General features: G+C 74.1%; 20 protein-coding genes and 1 tRNA gene. 7 read left to right on the top strand and 14 right to left on the bottom strand.

Annotated elements, in window-relative coordinates:
• Nucleotides 1–280 precede the first annotated feature (280 nt).
• The 5 genes from ehuA to ACSLTV_RS07255 form a co-directional block, all read right to left on the bottom strand.
• Nucleotides 281–1,105, bottom strand: coding sequence for an ectoine/hydroxyectoine ABC transporter ATP-binding protein EhuA (gene ehuA, locus ACSLTV_RS07235; protein WP_432133202.1), 825 nt, complete (start codon nt 1,103–1,105; stop codon nt 281–283).
• A complete protein-coding gene (gene ehuD / locus ACSLTV_RS07240; protein WP_432133201.1) occupies nt 1,095–1,739 on the bottom strand; it encodes an ectoine/hydroxyectoine ABC transporter permease subunit EhuD in 645 nt (214 codons plus the stop codon). Before ehuD ends, ehuA begins: the two co-directional genes overlap by 11 nt.
• A complete protein-coding gene (ehuC, locus tag ACSLTV_RS07245) occupies nt 1,736–2,479 on the bottom strand; it encodes an ectoine/hydroxyectoine ABC transporter permease subunit EhuC (protein ID WP_432133200.1) in 744 nt (247 codons plus the stop codon). The genes ehuD and ehuC overlap by 4 nt, the downstream gene beginning before the upstream one ends.
• Nucleotides 2,480–2,530: 51 nt before the next feature.
• A complete protein-coding gene (gene ehuB / locus ACSLTV_RS07250; RefSeq protein ID WP_435611839.1) occupies nt 2,531–3,430 on the bottom strand; it encodes an ectoine/hydroxyectoine ABC transporter substrate-binding protein EhuB in 900 nt (299 codons plus the stop codon).
• Nucleotides 3,431–3,587: 157 nt separating this feature from the next.
• Nucleotides 3,588–4,544 (bottom strand): D-2-hydroxyacid dehydrogenase, encoded by a 957-nt coding sequence (locus tag ACSLTV_RS07255; RefSeq protein ID WP_435611840.1) that lies wholly within the window; start codon nt 4,542–4,544, stop codon nt 3,588–3,590.
• Nucleotides 4,545–4,813: 269 nt separating this feature from the next.
• Here ACSLTV_RS07255 and ACSLTV_RS07260 point away from each other — a divergent pair, with 269 nt between their 5' ends.
• From ACSLTV_RS07260 to ACSLTV_RS07270, 3 genes are all read left to right on the top strand, one after another.
• Entirely contained in the window at nt 4,814–5,572 is a 759-nt protein-coding gene (locus ACSLTV_RS07260; RefSeq protein WP_432133197.1) for a maleate cis-trans isomerase family protein, read from the top strand.
• Between the two features lie 138 nt (nt 5,573–5,710).
• Nucleotides 5,711–6,793, top strand: coding sequence for an LLM class flavin-dependent oxidoreductase (locus ACSLTV_RS07265; protein ID WP_432133196.1), 1,083 nt, complete (start codon nt 5,711–5,713; stop codon nt 6,791–6,793).
• Nucleotides 6,768–6,959, top strand: a complete 192-nt coding sequence (locus ACSLTV_RS07270; RefSeq protein ID WP_432133195.1) for a hypothetical protein — start codon at nt 6,768–6,770, stop codon at nt 6,957–6,959. The genes ACSLTV_RS07265 and ACSLTV_RS07270 overlap by 26 nt, the downstream gene beginning before the upstream one ends.
• Here the strand turns inward: ACSLTV_RS07270 and ACSLTV_RS07275 are convergent.
• Entirely contained in the window at nt 6,938–8,830 is a 1,893-nt protein-coding gene (locus ACSLTV_RS07275; protein WP_435611841.1) for a putative bifunctional diguanylate cyclase/phosphodiesterase, read from the bottom strand. The genes ACSLTV_RS07270 and ACSLTV_RS07275 overlap by 22 nt on opposite strands.
• A gap of 313 nt (nt 8,831–9,143) precedes the next feature.
• On the opposite strand from ACSLTV_RS07275, the gene ACSLTV_RS07280 reads away from it, so the two are divergent.
• A complete protein-coding gene (locus tag ACSLTV_RS07280; protein ID WP_432133193.1) occupies nt 9,144–10,421 on the top strand; it encodes a M6 family metalloprotease domain-containing protein in 1,278 nt (425 codons plus the stop codon).
• Nucleotides 10,422–10,482: 61 nt separating this feature from the next.
• Here ACSLTV_RS07280 and ACSLTV_RS07285 read toward each other — a convergent pair.
• From ACSLTV_RS07285 to ACSLTV_RS07315, 7 genes are all read right to left on the bottom strand, one after another.
• Nucleotides 10,483–10,556: transfer RNA gene (locus ACSLTV_RS07285), tRNA-Lys, on the bottom strand.
• Nucleotides 10,547–11,158, bottom strand: a complete 612-nt coding sequence (locus ACSLTV_RS07290; protein WP_432133192.1) for a bifunctional DNA primase/polymerase — start codon at nt 11,156–11,158, stop codon at nt 10,547–10,549. The genes ACSLTV_RS07285 and ACSLTV_RS07290 overlap by 10 nt, the downstream gene beginning before the upstream one ends.
• 120 nt (nt 11,159–11,278) lie before the next feature.
• Entirely contained in the window at nt 11,279–11,644 is a 366-nt protein-coding gene (locus tag ACSLTV_RS07295; protein ID WP_432133191.1) for a hypothetical protein, read from the bottom strand.
• 266 nt (nt 11,645–11,910) lie between these two features.
• Nucleotides 11,911–13,251 carry an AAA domain-containing protein gene (locus ACSLTV_RS07300; RefSeq protein WP_432156676.1) on the bottom strand — a complete coding sequence of 447 codons (1,341 nt, stop codon included), beginning with the start codon at nt 13,249–13,251 and terminating at the stop codon, nt 11,911–11,913.
• Nucleotides 13,248–14,840: a hypothetical protein gene (locus ACSLTV_RS07305; RefSeq protein ID WP_435611842.1), complete on the bottom strand. Its 1,593-nt coding sequence runs from the start codon at nt 14,838–14,840 to the stop codon at nt 13,248–13,250. The genes ACSLTV_RS07300 and ACSLTV_RS07305 overlap by 4 nt, the downstream gene beginning before the upstream one ends.
• Nucleotides 14,831–16,021, bottom strand: coding sequence for a hypothetical protein (locus tag ACSLTV_RS07310; RefSeq protein ID WP_432133188.1), 1,191 nt, complete (start codon nt 16,019–16,021; stop codon nt 14,831–14,833). The genes ACSLTV_RS07305 and ACSLTV_RS07310 overlap by 10 nt, the downstream gene beginning before the upstream one ends.
• Entirely contained in the window at nt 15,918–16,919 is a 1,002-nt protein-coding gene (locus tag ACSLTV_RS07315; protein ID WP_435611843.1) for a phosphatase PAP2 family protein, read from the bottom strand. Before ACSLTV_RS07315 ends, ACSLTV_RS07310 begins: the two co-directional genes overlap by 104 nt.
• A gap of 207 nt (nt 16,920–17,126) precedes the next feature.
• Between ACSLTV_RS07315 and ACSLTV_RS07320 the strand changes: the two genes are divergently transcribed.
• A complete protein-coding gene (locus ACSLTV_RS07320; RefSeq protein WP_435611844.1) occupies nt 17,127–17,723 on the top strand; it encodes a histidine phosphatase family protein in 597 nt (198 codons plus the stop codon).
• A gap of 28 nt (nt 17,724–17,751) precedes the next feature.
• On the opposite strand, the gene ACSLTV_RS07325 is transcribed toward ACSLTV_RS07320, so the two are convergent.
• Nucleotides 17,752–19,257, bottom strand: a complete 1,506-nt coding sequence (locus ACSLTV_RS07325; RefSeq protein ID WP_435611845.1) for a hypothetical protein — start codon at nt 19,255–19,257, stop codon at nt 17,752–17,754.
• Between the two features lie 276 nt (nt 19,258–19,533).
• Between ACSLTV_RS07325 and ACSLTV_RS07330 the strand changes: the two genes are divergently transcribed.
• Both ACSLTV_RS07330 and ACSLTV_RS07335 read left to right on the top strand, forming a co-directional pair.
• Complete coding sequence (locus ACSLTV_RS07330) at nt 19,534–19,908, top strand: hypothetical protein (RefSeq protein WP_432133184.1); 375 nt, start codon at nt 19,534–19,536, stop codon at nt 19,906–19,908.
• Nucleotides 19,909–19,968: 60 nt separating this feature from the next.
• Nucleotides 19,969–20,838 carry a spermidine synthase gene (locus ACSLTV_RS07335; protein ID WP_432133183.1) on the top strand — a complete coding sequence of 290 codons (870 nt, stop codon included), beginning with the start codon at nt 19,969–19,971 and terminating at the stop codon, nt 20,836–20,838.
• Nucleotides 20,839–20,863: the final 25 nt, after the last annotated feature.

Consider the following 20,863-nt stretch of genomic DNA (forward strand, 5'->3'; position numbering starts at 1 on the left):
TCCGGCCCGCCGCGCAGCGGCAGTCGGGCGCGGCGTCCCCCGGCGTAACACAGCAGCGCCACGGTGTTCCCCCTGCGGTCGCTCTCTGGCCGTGATCCGGGCAGCGAATCAACTCCACGATAGCCGCCAAGGGTGGCGGACGGAGGGGGAGTTGACGAGAATCTCCGCCGGTCCCGGGGCCGCGGGCTGCGGCAACGAGCCTCTGGCGTATGCCAGCGACATGCCCCGCGGACGCGACCTGCGGTGTTCGCGCGCACCCCCCGTAGTCACCGTCCGGGCGTCACAGCACCGCGCTGAGGAACTCCCGCGTCCGCCGGTGTTCCGGCTCACCGAAGATCTGCTCCGGCGGACCCGACTCGACGACCTTGCCCTTGTCGAACATCATCACCGTGTCGGAGATGTCCCGGGCGAAGTTCATCTCGTGCGTCACGCAGAGCATGGTGATGTCGGTGGTGTGCGCGATGTCCCGCAGCAGGTCCAGCACGCCCGCCACCAGCTCCGGGTCGAGCGCCGAGGTCACCTCGTCCAGGAGCAGGATCTCCGGCCGCATGGCGAGCGCCCGGGCGATGGCCACCCGCTGCTGCTGGCCGCCGGACAGCTGGGTCGGATGCGCGGTGATCTTCTCCCGCAGCCCGACCATCTCCAGCAGCTCCTCGGCCCGCGCCTCCGCCTCGGCCCGCTCCAGGCCGAGCACGTTGACCGGCGCCTCGGTGATGTTCTGCAGCACGTTCATGTTGGGGAACAGGTTGAACTGCTGGAAGACCATGCCGATGCGCTTGCGGATCTCCCGCTGGTGCTTCTCGGTGGCCGGCTTGAGCGAGCCGTTCGAGCCGGGCATGTGGGACAGCGGCTGCCCGCCCACCATGATCATGCCGCCGCTGACCTGCTCCAGCGTCATCAGCAGCCGCAGGATCGTCGTCTTGCCCGAGCCGCTCGGCCCGATCAGCGTCACATGCCGGCCCCGCTCCACCGAGAAGTCCAGGTGGTCGAGGACTACGTGGTCGCCGTAGCGCTTGACGACCTGGTCGAACACGATCAGGTCCCCGGCGGGCGCGGCGTCCTCGGGTTCGGCGAGGGGCGTCTTCTGCAGAGGGTCAGTGGCCAAGGCGCTTCTCCAGCTTTCTCATCAGAAGCGAGGTCGGGTAGCTAGCCGCCAGGAAGATCAGCCCGGCGAGGGTGAACGTCTCGGCGTAGGTGAAGTGGTCGGCGCCGTACTCCCGGGCCGCGGCGGCCATCTCCGTCACGGTGATGACGGCCAGGAACGGTGTCTCCTTGAACATGGAGATGCCGTAGTTGCCCAGCGCCGGCAGTACGTTGCGTACCGCCTGCGGCAGGATCACGGCCTGCCAGGTGCGCCGACGCGACAGCGACAGCGCGTGACACGCCTCCCACTGCCCCTTGGGCACCCCGTCGATGCCCGCCCGGTACACCTCGGACAGGTACGACGCGTAGTGGACGCCGAGCACCGTGATGCCGATGGTGAGCGGCCGAACGGTGTTGAACACCGCCCAGGCGCCGACGAGTTGCACCAGCAGCGGGGTGGAGCGGACGAACTCGGTCGCCGCCCGCACCGGCACCGACACCCACCGCGTCGGGGCCCGGCCGGCCATGGCCACCACCAGCCCCAGCACGGCGGCCACCAGGAGGCCGAACACGGTCGCCAGCAGGGTGGTCTTGAAGCCCTCCAGCAGCAGCGGCAGGGAGTCGCGGACGGCGTCCCAGTCCCACTGGTAGTTCATCGGGCACCCCCCGCCATCTCAGGGGCCGTCGCCGACTCGGCGCTGCGCGGACGCAGCAGCCCCCGCGTGCCCTCATGCCGGCCCAGCTTGGCCTTGGCGTGCCGTTCCAGCAGGTTCATCAGCAGGGTCAGCGCGTAGGCGAGCACGAAGTAGATCACCAGCAGGGTCACATAGGCCCAGGTGGTGGCGCCGGTGCGGTCACGCATCTGCTGCACCACCGTGGTCAGGTCGGCCGCCGAGATCAGCCACAGCAGCGGGGTGCACTTCAGCAGCTGGATCAGCAGGTTGGTGAACGGGGGGATCATCTGCACCCACGCCTGAGGGAGGATCACCTTCCGCATCCGCTGCCACGGCGTCATGTTCAGCGCGATGGCCGCCTCCCGCTGCCCCTTGGGTACGGAGTTCAGCGCGCCCCGCACCACCTCGGAGCCGTACGCCCCGTAGTTCATGCCGAACGCCAGCACCCCGCAGAACAGCGGGGTCAGCTCGTAGCCCAGCAGCAGCGGGAAGGCGTAGTACAGCCAGAACAGCTGCACGTACAGCGAGGTGCCGCGGAAGAACTCCACGATCACCCGGGACACCCCGCGCACCAGCACCGGCCGGCTGTTCGCCATGAAGCCGAAGGCGAAGGAGAGCAGCAGGGCCACGAGCGCGCCGAGGACCGTCGCCTCGACCGTCACCCACAGCCCCGACCCCACGTCCGGCAGATGGTCGAAGAAGTAGGAGTAGAAGTCACCCATGCGCAGGTGCCCCCATCAGGCCGGGCGCCCCCGTCGGCCCGGGCACACCGGTCACGCCTTGCACAGCTCTGCCGTCTTCAGGTCCGCCGGCGGGATCGTCTCCTTGCCGAAGCCGTACTGCCCGATCAGCTGGACGTAGCGGTCCGGGTCGGACGTGATCTTCTTGAGCTGCTCGTTGAAGGCGTCCCGCAGCTCCTCCTGGCCCTTGCGGAAGACGGCGCCGCCGGGGCTGTACTGCTTCTTGCCGTCCAGCTCGGGGATGAACGGCTCGGTGACCTCCAGGTCGCCGTTGTTCTTCACGAGCCAGTTCAGCGAGATGCTGGTCAGCAGGAAGGCGTCCACCCGGCCGCCCTTGACCGCGTCCGCGCCGTCCTGCGGCTTCTGCAGCGTCTTGATGTTGCCGTCGGAGATCCCGGCGCCGGCCGCGTAGTCCTTCTCGACCGCACCCGACATCACACCGACGGTGACCCCGGCCGCCTTCGCCGACGCCAGGTCGGTCAGCTTCTTCGGGTTGCCCTTCTTCACCAGCATGGCGGTCGGCGAGACGAACTCCGGCTCGGAGAACAGGGCCTTCTCGCAGCGGTCCGGCAGGATCGCCATACCGGCGCTGATCACGTCGTACTTGCCGGCCTGCAGACCCGGGATCAGGCCGTCCCACTCGGAGAAGGTCGGGCGCAGCTCGGGCACGCCGAGCGCCTTGAAGATCTCCCGGTGCAGGGTGGGCGCCTCGCCCTTGAGCTCGCCGTCCTCCTCGTAGCCGTACGGCGCTTCGTTGGCGTAGGCCACCTCCACGTAGCCCTGCTTCTTCAGCTGGTCCAGCTTCGAGCCCTCGCCGTCGCCGCTGTCGGTCTTGCTGCAGGCGGTGAGCAGGCCGGGGACGGTGAGCAGGCCGCCGACGGCGGCGGTTCTGGTGAGGAAGCCCCTGCGGGAGAGATTCGGGAACTCGGTCATGGACGTGCAACCTCCGGGAGACCTTGCCTGGTTGGGCCGGTGACGGCCAGTGGTGGCGCCTGCCCGATTCCCGGGGGCTATGCGCGAAGGGCGGACGATGTGATGCAACGGTGACCGGAGCGAGATGCTCCCGTTGTCCGCAGGTCGCGCCGCCGGGTCAGTGCCCCGGCACGTAACCGCGCCGCTTGTCGACCACGTTGCGCAGCGGCCGGCCCGCCGCCCAGCGCTCGTACAGGTCCACGAACTGCGCGGCCAGCTCGTCGTGCCGGCCGACCGCGGCGCCACCCACCCGCGGGGAGACCAGCAGCCCCGGCGTCCGCCACAGCGGGCTGTCCGGCGGCGGCTCGGCCGTGGCGCCGTCCAGCGCCGCCCCCGCGATCCACCGGCTGGTCAGCGCCCGCACCAGCGCCGCCTCGTCGACCAGCGGAGCGCGGCCGACGTTGACGAAGTACGCCGAGGGCTGCATCACCCCGAACCGGCGGGTGTCGAACATGCCCCGGGTCTCGGCGGTGAGCGGAGCCGCCGCCACCACCCAGTCGGCGCGGGCGAGCAGCCGGTCCAGGTCGTCCGGGCCGTGGATGCCGGTCCGCGGCAGCCGGCCCACGACGGCCGGGGTCACCCCGAGCGCCTTCAGGGCGCTGGCGACGGCTCGGCCCACCGGACCCGAGCCGACCACCACGGCGCGCGTCCCGGCCACCCGGCGGGTCTCGCGGTGCCGCCACTCCCCGCTGCGCTGGAGCGTCAGACCGCGCGCCAGGTCCTTGGCGTGCGCCAGCACCAGGGCGGCCACGTACTCGGCGACCGACTGCTCGAAGACGCCCCGCGCGTTCGTCACCACCGTGTCGCAGGCGATCAGCTCGGGGCGCAGCAGGTGGTCCACGTCCGGCCCGGCCACGTGCACCCAGCGCGGGCGCCGGGCCCCGCCCGGCCACGCCCGCCGTACCGCGCGGGAGGCGGCGTCCCACACCAGCAGCACATCGGCGCCCGGCAGCCGCCCGGTGAGCCCGTCCGCGTCCGTGTGCTCGACCCGCGCGCGGCCGATGAGGCGCCCGAGCCGGGGCGGCGGCTCGGCGTCCAGCACCAGCACGGTGGGAGCGCGGGGTTCCAGCGGCATCCACGGCCCTTTCGTCGGCTTCCTCGGCGGCGGCCAAGGCCCTGACGTGCGGGGATCGTCCACGTTCGCAGCCGCCGCCCACGCCGTCAACACGGCCTCGCCGCACCGCTCGCAGATCTCGCCGCCCAGCCCGGACCGCCTCACTCCACGGCCCCGGACCGCCTCGCCGGACGGCCCGGCGCCCGGACGGCCCAGCGCGGTGTGGTCGTGGCCCCGATACCCGGGTACCCGACTGACAGCAACGGCGAGCCGCAGCAGAGAGGCTGGACATGACCGCACTCGGATTCCTGTACCCGGGCCACGCGGCCGAGGACGACTATCCCCGCATGGAGCAGCTCCTGGGCAGCGACGTCCGAGTCGACCTCGTGCACACGGATGTCACGGACGACACGGACACCGCCGAGGAGGACCGGGACACGGCCGGGGACGACGCCGTACGCCGGCTGGGTGACCCCGAACGGCTCTCGGCCGCCGCGGAGCAGCTGCGGCTGGCCGGCGCCGAGGCCGTCGTGTGGGCCAGCGCGGAGGGCAGCTTCCGCTACGGCTGGGAGGGCGCCCAGCGGCAGGTGCGCGCCCTGGCGCTCGCGGCGGGCATGCCGGCCTCCTCGACGTCGGTCGGCTTCGCGCACGCGGTGGCCGAGCTGCGGGTGCGGCGGGTCGCGGTCGGCGCGACCTGCCCGGCGGAGGTGGCGGACTTGTTCGCGCGGTTCCTGCGGGCGGCGGACATCGAGGCGGTGGCCGTGCACGCCGCCGGGGACCGGGCGCCGGAGCAGGTCGCCGCCTGGGGCCGTGAGGAACTGCTCGCCCTCGCCCGCGCCGCCGACCACCCGGACGCGCAGGCCCTGCTCCTGCCCGACACCGGCCTGCGCACCGCCGGTCACATCCCGGCCCTGGAAGAGGCCCTCGGCAAGCCCGTGCTGACCGCCAACCAGGTCACCGTCCGCGAGGCCCTGCGCCTGACGGACCGCCGGGTCAACGCCCCCGAGCTCGGGGCGCTGTTCCGGCGGGAGCCGATCGTCCAGGTCTGAGCACCCGGCCGACCCCGGCGGGCCGGGAATAACCGGAGACAGTCCCCTGTTGGCTCGACGGGCCCACGCGGCGCCCGCACCAGGCACCCGGCCGGGCACCCGGCCCGGCACCCCAGGAACAACGCAGGAGGCTCCCCGGTGGACGAGATCCGAGGCACGGCACAGGGCACGGCGCCCGTACCCCTCTCCGTACTGGACCTGGTCACCGTGGGCTCCGGCCGGACCGCGAGCGACGCGCTGCGCACCAGTGTGGAGCTGGCCCGGCTGACCGAGTCCCGCGGCTTCCACCGGTACTGGGTCGCCGAGCACCACTCGATGCCCGGCGTCGCCTCCTCCTCGCCGGCGGTGATCCTCGCCCACCTCGCCGCTCATACCGACCGCATACGCCTCGGCTCCGGCGGGGTGATGCTGCCCAACCACGCGCCGCTGGTGATCGCCGAGCAGTTCGGCACGCTGGAGGCGCTCGCCCCGCACCGGATCGACCTCGGCCTCGGACGCGCCCCCGGCACCGACGGCGCCACCGCCGCCGCCCTGCGCCGCACCGACACCCTGAACGAGGGCGCCGACGACTTCCCGCAGCAGCTCGCCGAGCTGACCCGCTTCCTCGACGACGACTTCCCCGACGGCCACCCCTACCGCCGTATCCACGCCGTCCCCGGCCCGGTCCAGGCGACCTCGCCCGGCGGGGTGCAGTCCCGGCACCGCCCGCCGGTCTGGCTGCTGGGCTCCTCCGGGTTCAGCGCCCGGCTGGCGGGCCTGCTGGGGCTGCCGTTCGCCTTCGCGCACCACTTCTCCGCGCAGAACACCGTCCCCGCCCTCGACCTGTACCGGGACTCCTTCAAGCCGTCCGCCGTGCTGGCCGAGCCGTACGCCCTGATCGGGGTCTCCGCCCTCGCCGCCGACGACGCGCGCGAGGCCCGCCGCCAGGTCCTAGCCACCGGCCTGAACATGGTGCGGCTGCGCACCGGCCGCCCCGGGCTCTTCCCGTCCCCGGAGGAGGCCGAGGCCCACCGCTTCAGCGAACTGGAGAGGGAGTTCGTCGACTCCTGGTCGGCGAACATCGTGCACGGCACCGCCGACGAGGTCCGCGCCGGCCTGGACGACCTGCACAAGCGCACCGGCGCCGACGAGCTGATGCTCACCAGCCACGCCCACCGCGGCGAACTGCGCCTGCGCTCCTACGAACTCGTCGCGGATGCCTACGGACTGCCCACCGGGTGACCGGGCGCACGCCGCCACCAAGACGAACATCGTGCCCCGGGTGCTCGCCGCCTCCAAGACGAACATCGTGCCCCGGGTGCTCGCCGCGTCCAAGACGAACCCCGTGCCCCGGGCGCACGCCTCGCCCAAGACGCACCCCGGGGCTTACGTGCACGCCTCGCTGTAGCGCAGCTCGGAGATGCGGTCCGGCGGCACCGGCCGGGAGTACAGCCACCCCTGGCCGGTGTCGCAGCCGATGCGCCGCAGCCGGTCGGCCTGGGCCGCCGTCTCCACGCACTCGGCGGTGACCGTCAGCCCCAGCCGGTGCGCGAGGTCGATCATCGCCTCGACGATCACCTCGTCCGCCGGGTTCGGCGGCCCCGCCCCGTCGCCGCGCCCCTCGTACTGGAAGCCCCGCACGAACGATCCGTCCAGCTTCAGCACCGACACCGGCAGCCGGGACAGATAGGCCAGGTTGGAGTACCCGGTGCCGAAGTCGTCGATGGCGATGCGCACGCCCATGTCGCTCAGCGCCTGCAACGCCTGCAGCGGCCGGCCGGCCGAGCCCATCACCGCGGACTCGGTCAGTTCCAGTTGCAGCAGGTGCGGGGGGAGCCCGGTCTCGGCGAGGATCGCCGCCACGTCCGCCACCAGGTCGGAGTCCCACACCTGACGCACCGCCACGTTCACGCTCACGAACAGCGGCGGCTCCTGCGGGTGGTCCAGCTGCCAGCGGCGGGCCTGCCGGCAGGCGGTGTTCAGCACCCAACGGCCCAGCGGCACGATCGAGCCGTCCTCCTCGGCCAGCGCGACGAACCGATTCGGCGGCAGCAGCCCGAACCGCGGGTGGTCCCAGCGCACCAGCGCCTCCACCCCGTGCAGCCGCCCGTCCGCCATGCCGACCAGCGGCTGGTACTCCAGCACGAACTCGCCGCGCTCGATGGCCGGCCGCAGCGTGGAGGCCAGCGCCTGCCGGGTCATCAGGTGCGCGTTGCGCTCCGGGTCGAACAGCGTCCAGCGGGACTTGCCGTCCACCTTCGCCCAGTACAGCGTGGTGTCCGCGGCCTGCATCAGCCCCGTCGCCGTCGTCCCGGCGGCGTGCCGCTCCACCACGCCGATCGACGCGGACAGCCCCAGGCGCTGCCCCGCCAGGTCGAACGGCGCCTGCAGCGCGCGCAGGACCGCCTCGGCCAGCTCGGAGAGCTGGTCGGTGCCCGTGGAGTCCTCCACCAGCAGGGCGAACTCGTCGCCGCCGAGCCGCGCCACCAGCGGCATGCTCGTCCGGCCCGCCCCGGCCTCCTCCGCGCAGGCCGTCAGCCGCTCGGCCACGGCGGCCAGCAGCCGGTCGCCGACGCGGTGGCCGAGGGTGTCGTTGACCACCTTGAAGCCGTCGAGGTCCAGGTAGCACAGCCCGATCCGGCCACTGCCGCCGCGCTCGTAGGCGTAGGAGTCCGCCTCCAGGGCGGCCGTCAGCCGCTCGAAGAACAGGGTGCGGTTGGGCAGCCGGGTCACCGGGTCGTGCATCTCCAGGTGGCGCAGTCTGGCCTGCAGATCGCGCCGGGCGCTGATGTCGGTGACCGACAGCAGGACCCCCGGCCGGTCCGCGTCGCCCAGCGCGGAGACGGTGACCTGCACCCACAGCGAGTGGCCGGTGCGCTGCTTCAGCCGCCGGGTGCAGCGCACCCGGGCCTGCCGGCCGCGCAGCAGCTCGCGGTAGGCGTGCCAGGTGCGTGGGTCGGAGGACAGGTCCATCAGGTCGGCGGCCACCTCTCCGGCCAGGGAACCGGGTTCCCGGCCGAGCAGGGTGCCCAGCGACTCGTTGGCGCTGACCACCAGGCCGCCGCGGTCGACGACGGCCATCCCGAGGGGAGCGGCGGCGAAGACGGAGCGGTAGGTCAGCGGGTCGTCGAAGGCGGTCATGGCGAGCGCACCGGCTCCGGTGCCGGTGCGCGGATCGATGGCCCCCTCGGTACCGGACGGGGCTGTGCTGTCACGCTCCGTGACGGCTGACCCGTCGAGGTCTGCCGCGGGCGTCGGCCCTTCGGACGTTCCGCTCACCGCTCGCTCCCGCAGTGCACTTGATCTCTGTCCGCGCAGCAAAGTGTGCCGATCATAGAGGCTGGCCCCGGAGTTGCGCAGCCACTGCTTAGTGTCCCCGACCGGACCGCACTTCTGACAGATCGTTTCTGCCCGCACCTGGACGGGTTCTGGGGGTGCCCGACCGCTTGTGACGTTCCGTGAGTGGTCCGGGGGTGTCGACCGGTCCGCATCCCCCCGGTCCCTCACTCATCCGGTGCAGATAAACAGGGCGTAGTACGACAAATCCACACAGGCTGGATGGCGGTGTCCCCTGAACCGCCCGGAGGTCCCTGTGCCGCGTCCGCTCTCGCGCCCCCGACTGCGCAGTACCGCGGCCGTGTTCACCACCCTCTCCGCCCTCGCCGCCACCTCCCTGTTCTCCGCTCCCTCGGTGGCCGAACCCTTCTCCACCACCCCCTGCGCCCTGCGGCGCACCGCCGCCCACCACTCCGAGGGGCTCGACACCTGGAACCCCGCCTATCCCCGGCCCACCCGAGCCCTGGACGCGGTGATGGTGTTCCTGTCCTTCCCGGACTGGCGGCCCCTGTCCAGCCCCGCCGCGCTGACCGCCGACCACTTCCCGGCCACCAGCCGATTCTTCCGCCAGGCCTCCTACGGCCGGTTCACCTTGCGCGCGCACCCGCTGCGGCACTGGATCCGCATGCCCAAGCCGTCCACCGCGTACGCCATACGGCGCGACTGGCGCCCCGAGCACCGTGCCGCCTACCTGCGCGACGCCCTCGCCGCCGCCGACGGGCTGGTCGACTTCTCCCGCTACGACATCGTCTACCTCGTCGCCGACCCGGACGCGCCGGGCGTGGACTCCGACGCCACCAAGGTGGTCAATCTGCGGGCCCCGCTGCGGGTCGACGGCACCGACATCCGCCGGGTGGTGACGGTGTTCGAACGGCATCCGCCGGACCGGCTGGTTCTCGCCCATGAGACCGGCCATGTCCTCGACCTTCCCGACCTCTACCGGCGGCCCGCCGACGGCAAGGGCGACTGGGACACCCACGTCGGCGACTGGGACCTGATGGGCAGCCAGTTCGGGCTCGCCCCGGACCTCCTCGGCTGGCACAAGTGGAAGCTCGGGTGGCTGCGACCGCGCCAGGTGGCGTGCGTGCAGGGCACGGAACCGGCGCGCCTCACCCTGGAGCCGCTGGGTGCCGGTCCGGGGGTGCCCGTGCTCCGCGCGTCCGGCATGCCCTTCTTCGGGCTCGGCCGCGGCACCAAGCTGGCGGTGGTGCGCACCGGCGTCGACACCGCGCTCGCCTTCGAGGCGCGCGAGCAGGTGGGCAACGACCGGAACGCCTGCCGCTCCGGGATCCTCGTCTACCGGGTCCGCGGCGGCACCGAGTCCGGCCGGGGGCCGGTCGAGGTGATCGACGCCCACCCGGACACGGACGCCTGCTGGGAGCGCTCGGTCTATCCGCCGCTCGCGGACGCGCCGGTCGGGGTGGGCGAGAGCTTCACCGTGCCGGGGCGGGAGGGGACCCTGGGCGTCCGGGTGATGGTCGAGGGCCGGACGGCGTCCGGGGGGTGGACGGTGCGGATCACGCCTGGGGTGTGACCCGGGTGTGAGGGGCGTATGCGAAAAGCCCCCCGCTTGTGCGAGGGGCCTTCCCGTCGAGTGCGCCGCCAGGGACTCGAACCCCGGACCCGCTGATTAAGAGTCAGCTGCTCTAACCAACTGAGCTAGCGGCGCCTGCTGACGTCGTAGACCTTAGCATCCTGCTCCGGGGAGAACGAAATCGAAATCCGGGTCCCCGTCCGGGCCGCCCGCACGGCCGCCCACAGCAGTATCTCGGGGCCCGGCAGCCACGGGCGGCGGGTGTCCGGGGCCACCAGCCAGCGGGAACCGGAGGCGCCGGGGCCGGCCAGGGACGGCACGGTGACGGCGTCGCCGGTGCCGTGGCAGAGCAGGGGCGGGACGGCGGCCGTACGACCGGCGGGGTGCCCGGCGCCGGTGTCCGACGGGCCGCTGCCCCACTCCTCCCAGGCCAGCAGGGACGGCAGCCGCCGGGCCGTCCCGGGGGCGGCGAACAGCAGCACCCGCCCGCGGTGCACGGCCACCGGGCCGGAGCCCGCGCCCTCGTCCCACAACCGGTCGAGCATGCGGCGGCCGAACAGCGCCGGCACGCTCACGACGTCGAAGACGGAGCCGCACGGCAGGACGACGGGCGCGTCGGGACGCTCCCGCCAGTGGGCGAGCGCGCTGCGCGGATACGTTCCGGCGGAGGCCAGCCAGGCGGCACCGTCCGCGGTGGCGCCGACGGCGTCGAGGGTCTCGTCCCATACGCTGCTCATACCTGACAGGTGTACCTGTGGTGAGCGTGCGGTTCCGGTGAGTTGCCGAAACCCGGGACAGCGGAGCGCGGAACGGCTATCCTGCCCGCCTGGCATATGCCGGACGTCGGTGCGCGCGCCTCAGACCGGGTCGACGGGGCTGACTCCCTCGCCGTCTCGCAGCAGGTCCCGCCCGAATTCGACCATCTTCTTGGCGTAGTCCTCGGTCCACTCCGCCCGCTCGGCGATGTCCGCCGCGGTCAGCCGGTCGAACCGCCGGGGGTCGGCCAGCTGGGCCGCCGCCATGGCCTGGAACTCCACCGCCCGGTCGGCAGCGGCGCGGAACGCCAGCGTCAGCTCCGTGGCGCGTGTCAGCAGGGCCCGGGGGTCGTCGATCGACTCCAGGTCGAAGAAGTGCTCCGGGTCGCCGGCGGCCTCCGCCGGCTCGAACAGCAGGGGCGCGGGGCGTAGCCGCGGCTCAGGGTGACGCGGCGTGGGCTCCGCCATGTCGTGACCTCCTCCTCGGGTCGCTACCGGCCCGCCCGGATCACCCGCACGGACCACCCTCCATTCTCCCCCGCCCCCGCCGTGCGGACTCCCCCCACTTCGGCAGAGCCCCCGGGGCTCGCAGAGCCCACCGGTCAAGAGCCCCTCCGGTCCCGCAGAGCCCCCGGTCCCGCAGAGCCCCCGGTCCCGCAGAGCCCCCGGTCCCGCAGAGCCCCCCGGCCCCGAAGAGCCACCACCCCCGCACGTCCCGGCGCGGCCCGGTTCCGTCACGGCCGCCAGGCCACCCGGTGTTCCGCGAGGTGGGCCAGGACCGCGTGGTTGGCCTCCCAACCGTCCGGAAACTTCACCAGAGTGCCGAGCTGGACCGGCTCCGTGGACGGGTAGTCGTCGAGGAGGTCGGTGACCCCGGCGCGGCACACGACGATGCAGGCGTGGCGGTGGCGGGAGGCCAGGACGCACAGGCGGCCGGTCTCCAGGTGGAAGGCGGTGGCGTCGGGGCGGCCGGACAGCGGATGCAGGACGACCGTGACGTCGAACTCCATGCCCTGCAGCCGGTTGGCCGTGTCCACCGTGACGTCCGGCACCGCGAGGTCCGCGAGAGCCGCCCGGACCGCCGCGGCCTGGTCCCGGTGCGCCGTACCGACGGCGATGCGGTCGGCGGTCAGCGGAGCCGGCACCGGGGAGCGCTCCGAGGTCGCCGCCCCGCCCCGGTCCAGCAGCCGTCGTACCACTGCGGCGACCGCGCGGACCGCCTCCGGGTCCGTGCGCGGCGTGTGCCGGGCCGGCAGCTCCAGCAGCCCCCAGCCGGTCTCCGCCGCCTCGTCGATCACCCGGTCCGGGCCGGACCCGTCCGACGGCACCGCGAACGCCAGGCTCCGGTCCCCGTGGCCGGTGCCGCTGCGGAACCGCGTGTACGGGTAGAACGCGTCCGAGACCAGCGCAGCGGCCGACGCCGGCAGCCGCCACGACACCGGCAGCCGGTGCTGGGGCAGCTCCGGGTTGTGCGCCAGCAGCGTGGTCACCGCCGACGCCGACGGGTCGTACGACAACCCCGCCCACTGCTCGCTGCCCACGATCGCGAACGGGTCCAGCTGCCCCGGATCGCCCACGAACAGCGCCCGCTCGAACAGGCCGGCCACGGCCAGCAGCCCGTCCGAGCGCATCTGGTACGCCTCGTCGACGATCGCGTGCCGCCACGGCTCGTCGGCCTTCACGTGCGCCCACTTCGCCGCCGTGGAGATCACCACCGGCAGCCCGCCGAGGTCCCCGGCCTTCGCCGACTTCCGTACGTTCGCCAGGTCGTCCAGCGCCTTGTCGTAGGGGTCGGCGTCGCTGCTGTGCAGTCGGCCCACCGGCAGGTCGGGGGACTTGTCGGCGAGGCGCAGCACCAGGTCGTCGACCTGCGCGTTGGTCTGCGCCACCACCATCAGCGGCCGCCCGGCCTCGGCGAGCTCCAGCGCGGCCCGCACCACCAGCGTGGACTTGCCGGCGCCGGGCGGGGAGTCGACGACGACACCGCGCGCGGTGCCGTGCAGGGTGTCGCGCAGGATGGCGTCGGTGGCGCGGGTCGCGGCCGTACCGGGGTCGAAGCCGGCCTCGGTGGTCACAGGACGTCCTCCTCGGTGACGGGGTCTGCGGCCTCGGGTGCCTGCTCGCCGGGCGGCCCGCCGTGGGTCCACGGGGTATCCTCCGGGTCGGGCAGCCTCGCGCCGCCGCGCTGCTCGTGCTCGAACAGCGTGAAGCACACCCGGTCGCCCTTCTCGGGCACCGACCCCTCCTCGGGCTCCTTGCCACGGCCCATCTTGTCGACGATCCGCAGGACCAGCAGCGACCCGTCGTCCTCCAGGCGCACGAACTCCGCCGCCTGGGGCCTGCCGCCCAGCGACCGGTAGACCTTGGCCCGCTCGGCGAGGTGCGGCCGGTCCTCGGTGCGGACCGTGACCAGCGGGCGCGGGCTGGGCCGCCGGCTCTCGGAGTGGGCCATCACGACGTCGGTGACCTCGCCGGCGAACGCCTCCCCGGCCAGCCGCCGCCCGGCCATCACCAGCGGGTCGTCCAGCGCCTCCTGCGCCTCCAGCCGGGCCTGCTCCCGCTCGCGCGTGGCGAGCTTGTTGGCCGCCGTGACCGCGTCGTCGCGGCGCGGCTGCGGGGGCTCTCCGGCCAGGACGCGGTCGCGGTGCCCGGTGAAGGACCAGCGGTCGCGGGTCCAGCGCTCCTCGACGTGCGCCCCCTCGGGCAGCGCCCGCAGCAGGTCCAGGCCCCGCCAGACCCGCTCCCAGGTGGGCAGGGTGCGGCTCAGCACCAGCTCGCGGATCTCGCGCTCGGCCGCGGTGAGGACACCGAGCCGGTCGTCGGCCTGCAGGCCGTCCTCGGCGGCGGCCAGGGCGGTGCGCGCCCGGTCGTAGCGTTCGATGGCCGGTGCGAGCAGCCGGTTGTCGAACGCCGGATCGGTGGCCGGGCCGGCCGGCGGGCACAGCAACTGGCCGTCCGCGTCCCGCCCCGACTCGGCGAGCCGCGCGGCCTCGGCGCCCGATCCGTCCTCCGGGGGGTCGATCCACGCGAGCAGGGCACCCAGGTGCTGGTCCTCCACGCCGGACTGCCCGGTCGCCCAGTGCCGGGCGAGCACGTCGGTGAGCGCGAGCAGCAGGGTGGAGCCGGGCACCCGGGCCCGCTCCCCGAAGTGCGTCAGCCACCGTCCCAGCAACGGCACGCGCGGCGGCGCGGGATGCGGGGCCTCCGGCTCCTGTTCCGCGGTGCGCCGGAACCGCATGGAGCGGCCCAGCAGGCGGACGAAGTCGATGCCCGCGCGGCTCGGCACGATCAGCTGCGGGGCGTCCGCGCACAGCTCGACCTCCACCTTGACGCGCTTGCCGGTCTCCGGGTCGGTCTCGGTGCGCTCGGCGGCCTCGACCACCCCGGTGTAGGAGTCGACGTACGGCAGGACGACGTCGGCGAGGTCGGCGAGGAAGGCGAACCGCAGGTCGCGGTCGCGCGGCTGCGGCACCACCAGCAGCCGGGGCGCGTCCCGGTCGGTCCCGACGAGCGCCCCGAGCGGCGCGCCCGCCTCACCGGCGGTGGTGAGCGGCACGAGGACCAGGGGCCGCCGCGACACGTGCCGGTGGCGGACGGTCGCCGTCGGCTGCGCGCGACCGGTGGCGACGGCCTCCAGCCGGGCGAGGGTGGCCATCAGCGACATGCCGCCTCCCCGCGGGCCTCACCGAGCGCCTCCGCGCGCAGCGCCGCCGCTCTGCGCAGCGCCGCCACCGCCGGGTCCGCGGGATCCCCGTCCTCGCCGCGGGCGGCGGCGAGGACGTCCTCGACGGTGCTCAGGCCGCCGAGCTCGGCGCGCACGGAGCGGCCCAGGGGGGTCACCGCGCCGGCCGCGCGGGACCGTTCGCGGCAGTGGAAGGCCAGCTCGCAGGCGGACAGGCACTCGGGCGCGTAGGACGCCGGCAGCGCCTCCACGGCGGCGGTGAGCCGCTCGGCGGGCAGGTCGGGCGCGAAGCAGGTGCCCTCCGGGAGGGTGTCGGCGATGTCCTGCACGCGGGTGAGGCGGGCCAGTTGCCGGGCGGTGACGGCGCGCTGCTTGCGGATGTCCACGGCGGAGCCGGTGGGCTGGTTGGAGAAGTCCTTAGGGCAGACCAGCAGGACCCGCTCACGCACCCGTGGCGCCGGGTCCAGCCGGGCGGCGACCCGCTCCAGCGCCAGTACGTAGACCGCGGCCTGGCGGGCGGCGGCCCCGACCTTCGCCGGGTCGGCCGCGCCGTCCAGCATCGGGAACGACTTGATCTCCACGACGCTCCAGCTGCCGTCGGGGTGCACGACCACCGCGTCCGGCTCCAGGAAGGCGGGGGAGCCCGCCACCTCGAGGGCGAGCATGGGATGGTCGAGCAGCGTCCACGCGCCGGTCGCCTCGGAGGCCTCCCGCAGCGCCAGGGCCGTACGGGCCGTGCGCCCCTCGGGGCCGATCGCGCTCAGGTCGGGGACCGCGGCGCAGGCCGGGGGCTCGGCCGCGGGGTCCAGCCGGTCGTGCACCAGCCGCAGCAGCTCCGCGCCGCCGTCCGCCTTGACCCGCGCCTCGAAGGCGTTGCCGCGGATCAGGGCGAACTGGGACTGGCCGAAGGCCGAGGGCGAGCCCAGCGCGCTCGCCAGGGCGGTCTTGTCCACCCCGGCGCCGTCGAGGAGCGCGCGCCGCCGGCACCCGGGGTTCGCCGCGAGCGCGGCGAGGGCCCGCGCGTCCAGCGCCTTGGCCGGTACGTCGGGCCCGCGCAGCTCAGCGAGCCGCCGCCGGAGCGCCGTCCCCCGCGTCGGTGGGGGCGGCGTCCGGTTCGGCTCCGGATGCGAACCCTGTTTCGCGCTGCCGTGGAAGTCGCTCACCCGGGGAAGTCTTGCATTCGCCACTGACAATCGAGGCCGGAGCGTCGGAAGTCGCGCCGGGAGAGGCGGCGGAAGCCCGCGTGGGTGACGCGCCCGGGGCGCTCTTCGCGAGCGCCGGGAAGCGGACGGCGAGCCGGGCCTGCACCCGGTCCGTCGCGCGCAGCACCAGCGGCGTCAGCAGCAGCCCGACCCCCATCACGGCCACGCCCGCGACCGCGTCGAGGAAGTAGTGGTTGGCGGTGCCCATCACCACGATCGTCGTCACCAGCGGGTAGACGACCCCGGCCACCTTGGCGGAGCGCGTGCCGCCGTGCCGCCACAGCATGACACCGCACCACAGGGCCCAGCCCACGTGCAGACTCGGCATCGCCGCGTACTGGTTGGTCATGCCGCCCATCCCGCGCGGGGCGCTCGCCTCGCCGCCCCACCAGCCGTACGAGCTGTACTGGGCCATCGTGTCCACGAAGCCGTGGCTCGCCGACAGCAGTCGCGGCGGGCAGGTGGGCAGCAGGGTGAAGCCGATCAGGCCGATGAACGTCGACGTCATCAGCCAGGTGCGGGCCGCCCGGTAGTGCCCGACCCGCGACCGGAACAGCCAGACCAGCAGCACCGGGGTGACCACGTAGTGCAGCGACGCGTACCAGAAGTCCGCCGGCACGCCCAGCCACGCCTGGTGGGTGAACAGCCGGTTGAGCGGGTGCTCGGCGTTGATGTACAGGAACTTCTCGATGCGCAGGATCGCCAGACCGTGGTCGACGGCCGAGGAGACGTCGCCCCGCGCGAGCAGTCTGCCCGCGGAGTAGCAGCCGTAGACCAGCAGGATCAGCGGCAGCTCCGTCCACCAGCGCAGCCGTGTCAGCGAGGCCGCCACGGTGCCCGGTGACTCGGTGTGGGGCATCCGATCGCCTCTCCTTCGTGTCGCTTCCGCGGTCGCCGTCCCATGTCGCCGCGTGCCGCGGCATCGGGCGTGTCACTTTACGGCGTATGTGCGCGCCGGTGCCCGGCACCCCGGCCCTCAAGACGCCGAGACCGCCCCCTGGGTTGCCCCTCTCAGGTGTGAGCGATGATGGAGGGGTTCGTCCCCTGATCCACCCGGAAGGTCCCCATGGCACCGCGCATCCTGCTGGCCCGGCACGGGCAGACCGAGTGGTCGCTGGCCGGCAAGCACACCGGCAGGACGGACGTCCCGCTGCTGGAGGAGGGCCGGCGCGGCGCCAAGCTGCTCGGCGAGCGGCTGCGGCGCGCGCCCCTCGGCGGTCTTCCCGGCACCGAGGTGCGCACCAGCCCGCTGGTACGCGCGCGTGAGACTTGCGAACTGGCCGGCTTCGGCGAGCGCGCGACCGTGTGGGACACGCTGATGGAGTGGGACTACGGGGCGTACGAGGGGATGACCCCCGCCGAGATCCTGGACACCCGCCCCGGCTGGCTCATCTGGCGCGACGGTGTGCCGGACGGGGAGACACTGGCCGAGGTCACCGCCCGCGCCGACGAGGTGGTCGCCTGGGCCCGGTCCGCCGACCGGGACGTCCTGGTCTTCGCCCACGGGCACATCCTGCGCTCCATAGGCGCCCGCTGGCTCGGCCTGCCCCTCGACTTCGGCGCGCGGATCCGGCTGAACCCGACGTCCCTGTCCGTGCTCGGCTGGGCCTACGGCGAGCCGGCCGTCGAGAGCTGGAACGACCTGGGGCACCTGGCCGCGTGACGCGCCCGGCGCCCGGTCCCGTACCGGGTCAGACCGTCCGGGGCAGCGAGGCGTGCCGCTCCAGGAACGCGGCCACCCCCGTCGCCCGCCGGTGCGGCAGGAGTACCCGCGCGGTGCCCGCCAGCATGGTCTGGACGCGGGACGACTGGACCTGCTCCAGCAGATCCAGGACGCGCATGCCGGCCGCCGCTGCCTCGTCGGGGCGGCCCCCGCGCGCGAGGTCGTCGGCCAGCTCCGCGGTGTAGAGGGCGATGTTCCGGGTGAAATGCGGATCCTGCAGCCGGGTCGCGCGGGACGCGTGACGGGCGGCGCGGGGCCAGTCGCCGAGCGTGGACCAGCACTGCGCCTCCAGCACCTCCAGTTCGGCCTCCCCGTAGAAGCTCATCCACTCCGGGTCGGCGTCCGAGGGCCCGCGGCCGAACAGCGCCTGTGCCCGCACCAGGGCCTGCTCGCAGGCCGACCGGTCGGCGAGCCCCGCCCAGCCGCCCGCCTCGCGCAGCGAGAGCAGCGACATCAGCCGGGCCGAGCCCAGGGGCCGGGCGGCGCGCTGGGCCGCCTGCGCGGCCCGGACCGCCTCGCGGGGCCGGCCCGCGTCGCGGGCGAGGAAGGCGGTGTTGCAGAAGGCGTGTGCCTCCAGCGCCTGGTCGCCGGTCACGCGCGCGGTGGCGAGCGCTTCGGCGTAGTGCGAGCGGGCGTCCTCGAACCGGCCCGAGTCGTGCGCCAGCCAGCCCACGGAGATGGCGAGTTCACCGGCGCCCGAGTGCAGCCGGTCGGCGGTCGCCTGCCGGGTCGCGCCGGCGTCCAGCAGCGCGTAGGCGGCGCGCAGCGGGGCGGCCGCGCGCCGGTAGAGACCGTCGGCGCCGTGCCGGTCGTCCAGCAGCCGGATCCTGCGGACGGCTTCTTCCAGGACGCCCGCCTCGCCCGCCCCGGCGCGGCGCACCGGTCGCCGGGCGGCCGAAGCGTCCGGGGCGAGCCCGAGCGGGCCCAGGGAGGCGGCGGCCAGGGTGGCGCCTCCGCCGGTCATGAATGCGCGACGCAGCACGTCGCTCTCCTCGTGGTTGTGGTGCGGGTCGTACGGATGGTGCATGTCGGGCCGGTCGTGCGGGGCGTGGACGGCGTGTGCTTCCTGCGGGTCCTGCGTGTCGATCAGGTGGTGCGGTTCTGGGGCGTTCTCCGGGGCATACGGCTCACGCGCCCCGCGCGTCTCACCGGCGCCGGGCGCGTCGTCCGCTGTACGCGCCCCGCGCCCGCGCACCGAGGAGCGGGGCGCGAAGCCCAGGTCGGTGAGCGTGCGGCCGGGAAACATGTGCAGGAACACCCGCTCGTAGGCGTAGTTGGGACAGCGGATCTCACCGGCCTCGACCCGCCCGATGTAGCGAGCGTCACAGCTCACCCGCTCGCCGATCTCCCGGGCGGCCCGCCGCACCAGCGCGGCGAACTCCGCGGGTGAACGCCGGCCGCGCAGGCGCCGGAAGACGAGGTTGGGCCGCGGTGGCCGGCTGGGCCGGGGCGTGGGCACCGTTGACGACGCCATGGCCGGGTCCTCTCGTGCGAACCGTCGAACCATGCCGGATCCAGGGGCGGTCCGACCGCGAAGACGATCAGCCGACCGTCCTGTCTCCGGCGGGCAAGAACGTACCTGCTGCACCAGGGCCGCCACGCGATGTTTGACTACAAACCGGATATGTCACCCGTGATCTGCCATGAACTGCCATCCTTTGCGGCGGACTTCGGCCGTAGCCCTTGACGCGCTCCCGCGTTGAACCCGTCAGACCGCCGTCAGGGGTTCCGTTCCGTCGTGGAGGCCGGCATGGAGACCAGTCAGGGAAACGTTCCTTGTACGCCGTGCGATCTGGTGACCGTGCCGGCGCGGCAGGGCCTGGAAGCGGTGGACATCCTGCGGCGGGGCGCGGGTGACAGCGTCGGTCCCGTGCTGCACGACGACGGGGGCGGCACGCTGGGCTTCGTGGTGCCGGCGGGGACGGCGGCCGCCTGGGACGTGCCGGGCAGCACCTGTACGGGGACCGACGGACGAGGCCTGCGGCTGGACCCGGAGCCGCCGGTGGCCGGCTCGGACTGGCTGCTGCCGCCCGGCGAGGCCGACCTCGCGACCGACCCGGCGGTGCTGCGCAGAGCGCTGGGCGAGGCGGCACGGCTGATCGAGGCGGCGGACAGCTGCGAGTGATCGCACGCGCTTCGCGTCCCCGGCGCCACGCCGCACCCCCGCCCCTGCGAAAATGGCCCGATGGGAAGGTCCAGGAACGCCCGGCGCGGGCGGGGAGCCGCCGAACCCGTCGTCGAGAGCGTGGACGGCGGGGTCGCCCAGCTGATCCCCGACCGGGAGCGGCCCCGGGCCTGGACGCTGCTCATCGACGGCGCACCCCAGTCGCACGTCGACCTCGACGACCCGGCTCGTCTGGAGTTCGAGTACCAGCGGCGGCTGGGCCACGTCATCGACCTCGTCGCACCGCCCGGCCGGCCGGTCCACGCCGTGCACCTCGGCGGCGGCGCGTTCACCCTCGCCCGGTACGTCGCCGCCACCCGGCCCCGCTCCACCCAGCAGGTGGTCGAGCGGGACGGGAGCCTCGTCCGGCTGGTGCGGCGCGAACTGCCGCTGGACCCGGCGGCCCGGATACGGGTGCGGTCCGTGGACGCCCGCGAGGGGCTGGCCAAGGTGCCCGACGGCTGGGCCGACCTGATCATCGCCGATGTCTTCGGCGGGGCCCGGACGCCGGCCCATCTGACCTCCACCGAGTTCCTCGACGCGGTCCGCAGGGCGCTGCGCCCGGACGGTGTCTACGCCGCGAACATCGCCGACGGCCCGCCCCTGGCCCATCTGCGCGGCCAGATCGCCACCGCCGCCGCGCGGTTCGCCGAACTGGCCCTGGTCGCCGACCCGACGGTGCTGCGCGGCAAGCGGTTCGGCAACGCGGTGCTGGTGGCCGCGGACGGTGCGCTGCCGGTCGCCGAACTGACCCGCCGGGCCGCCTCCGACCCGCACCCCGGCCGGGTCGAACACGGGCGCGCCCTCACCGACTTCGCCGGCGGCGCCGCACCGGTCGCGGACGCGTCGGCCGTCGCGTCGCCGGCCCCGCCGCCGTCCGTGTTCCAGTAGCCGCTCGCGTGACGGTGGCCGCGGC

This window comes from Streptomyces sp. bgisy159 (genome assembly GCF_965341775.1).
Classification (GTDB): domain Bacteria; phylum Actinomycetota; class Actinomycetes; order Streptomycetales; family Streptomycetaceae; genus Streptomyces.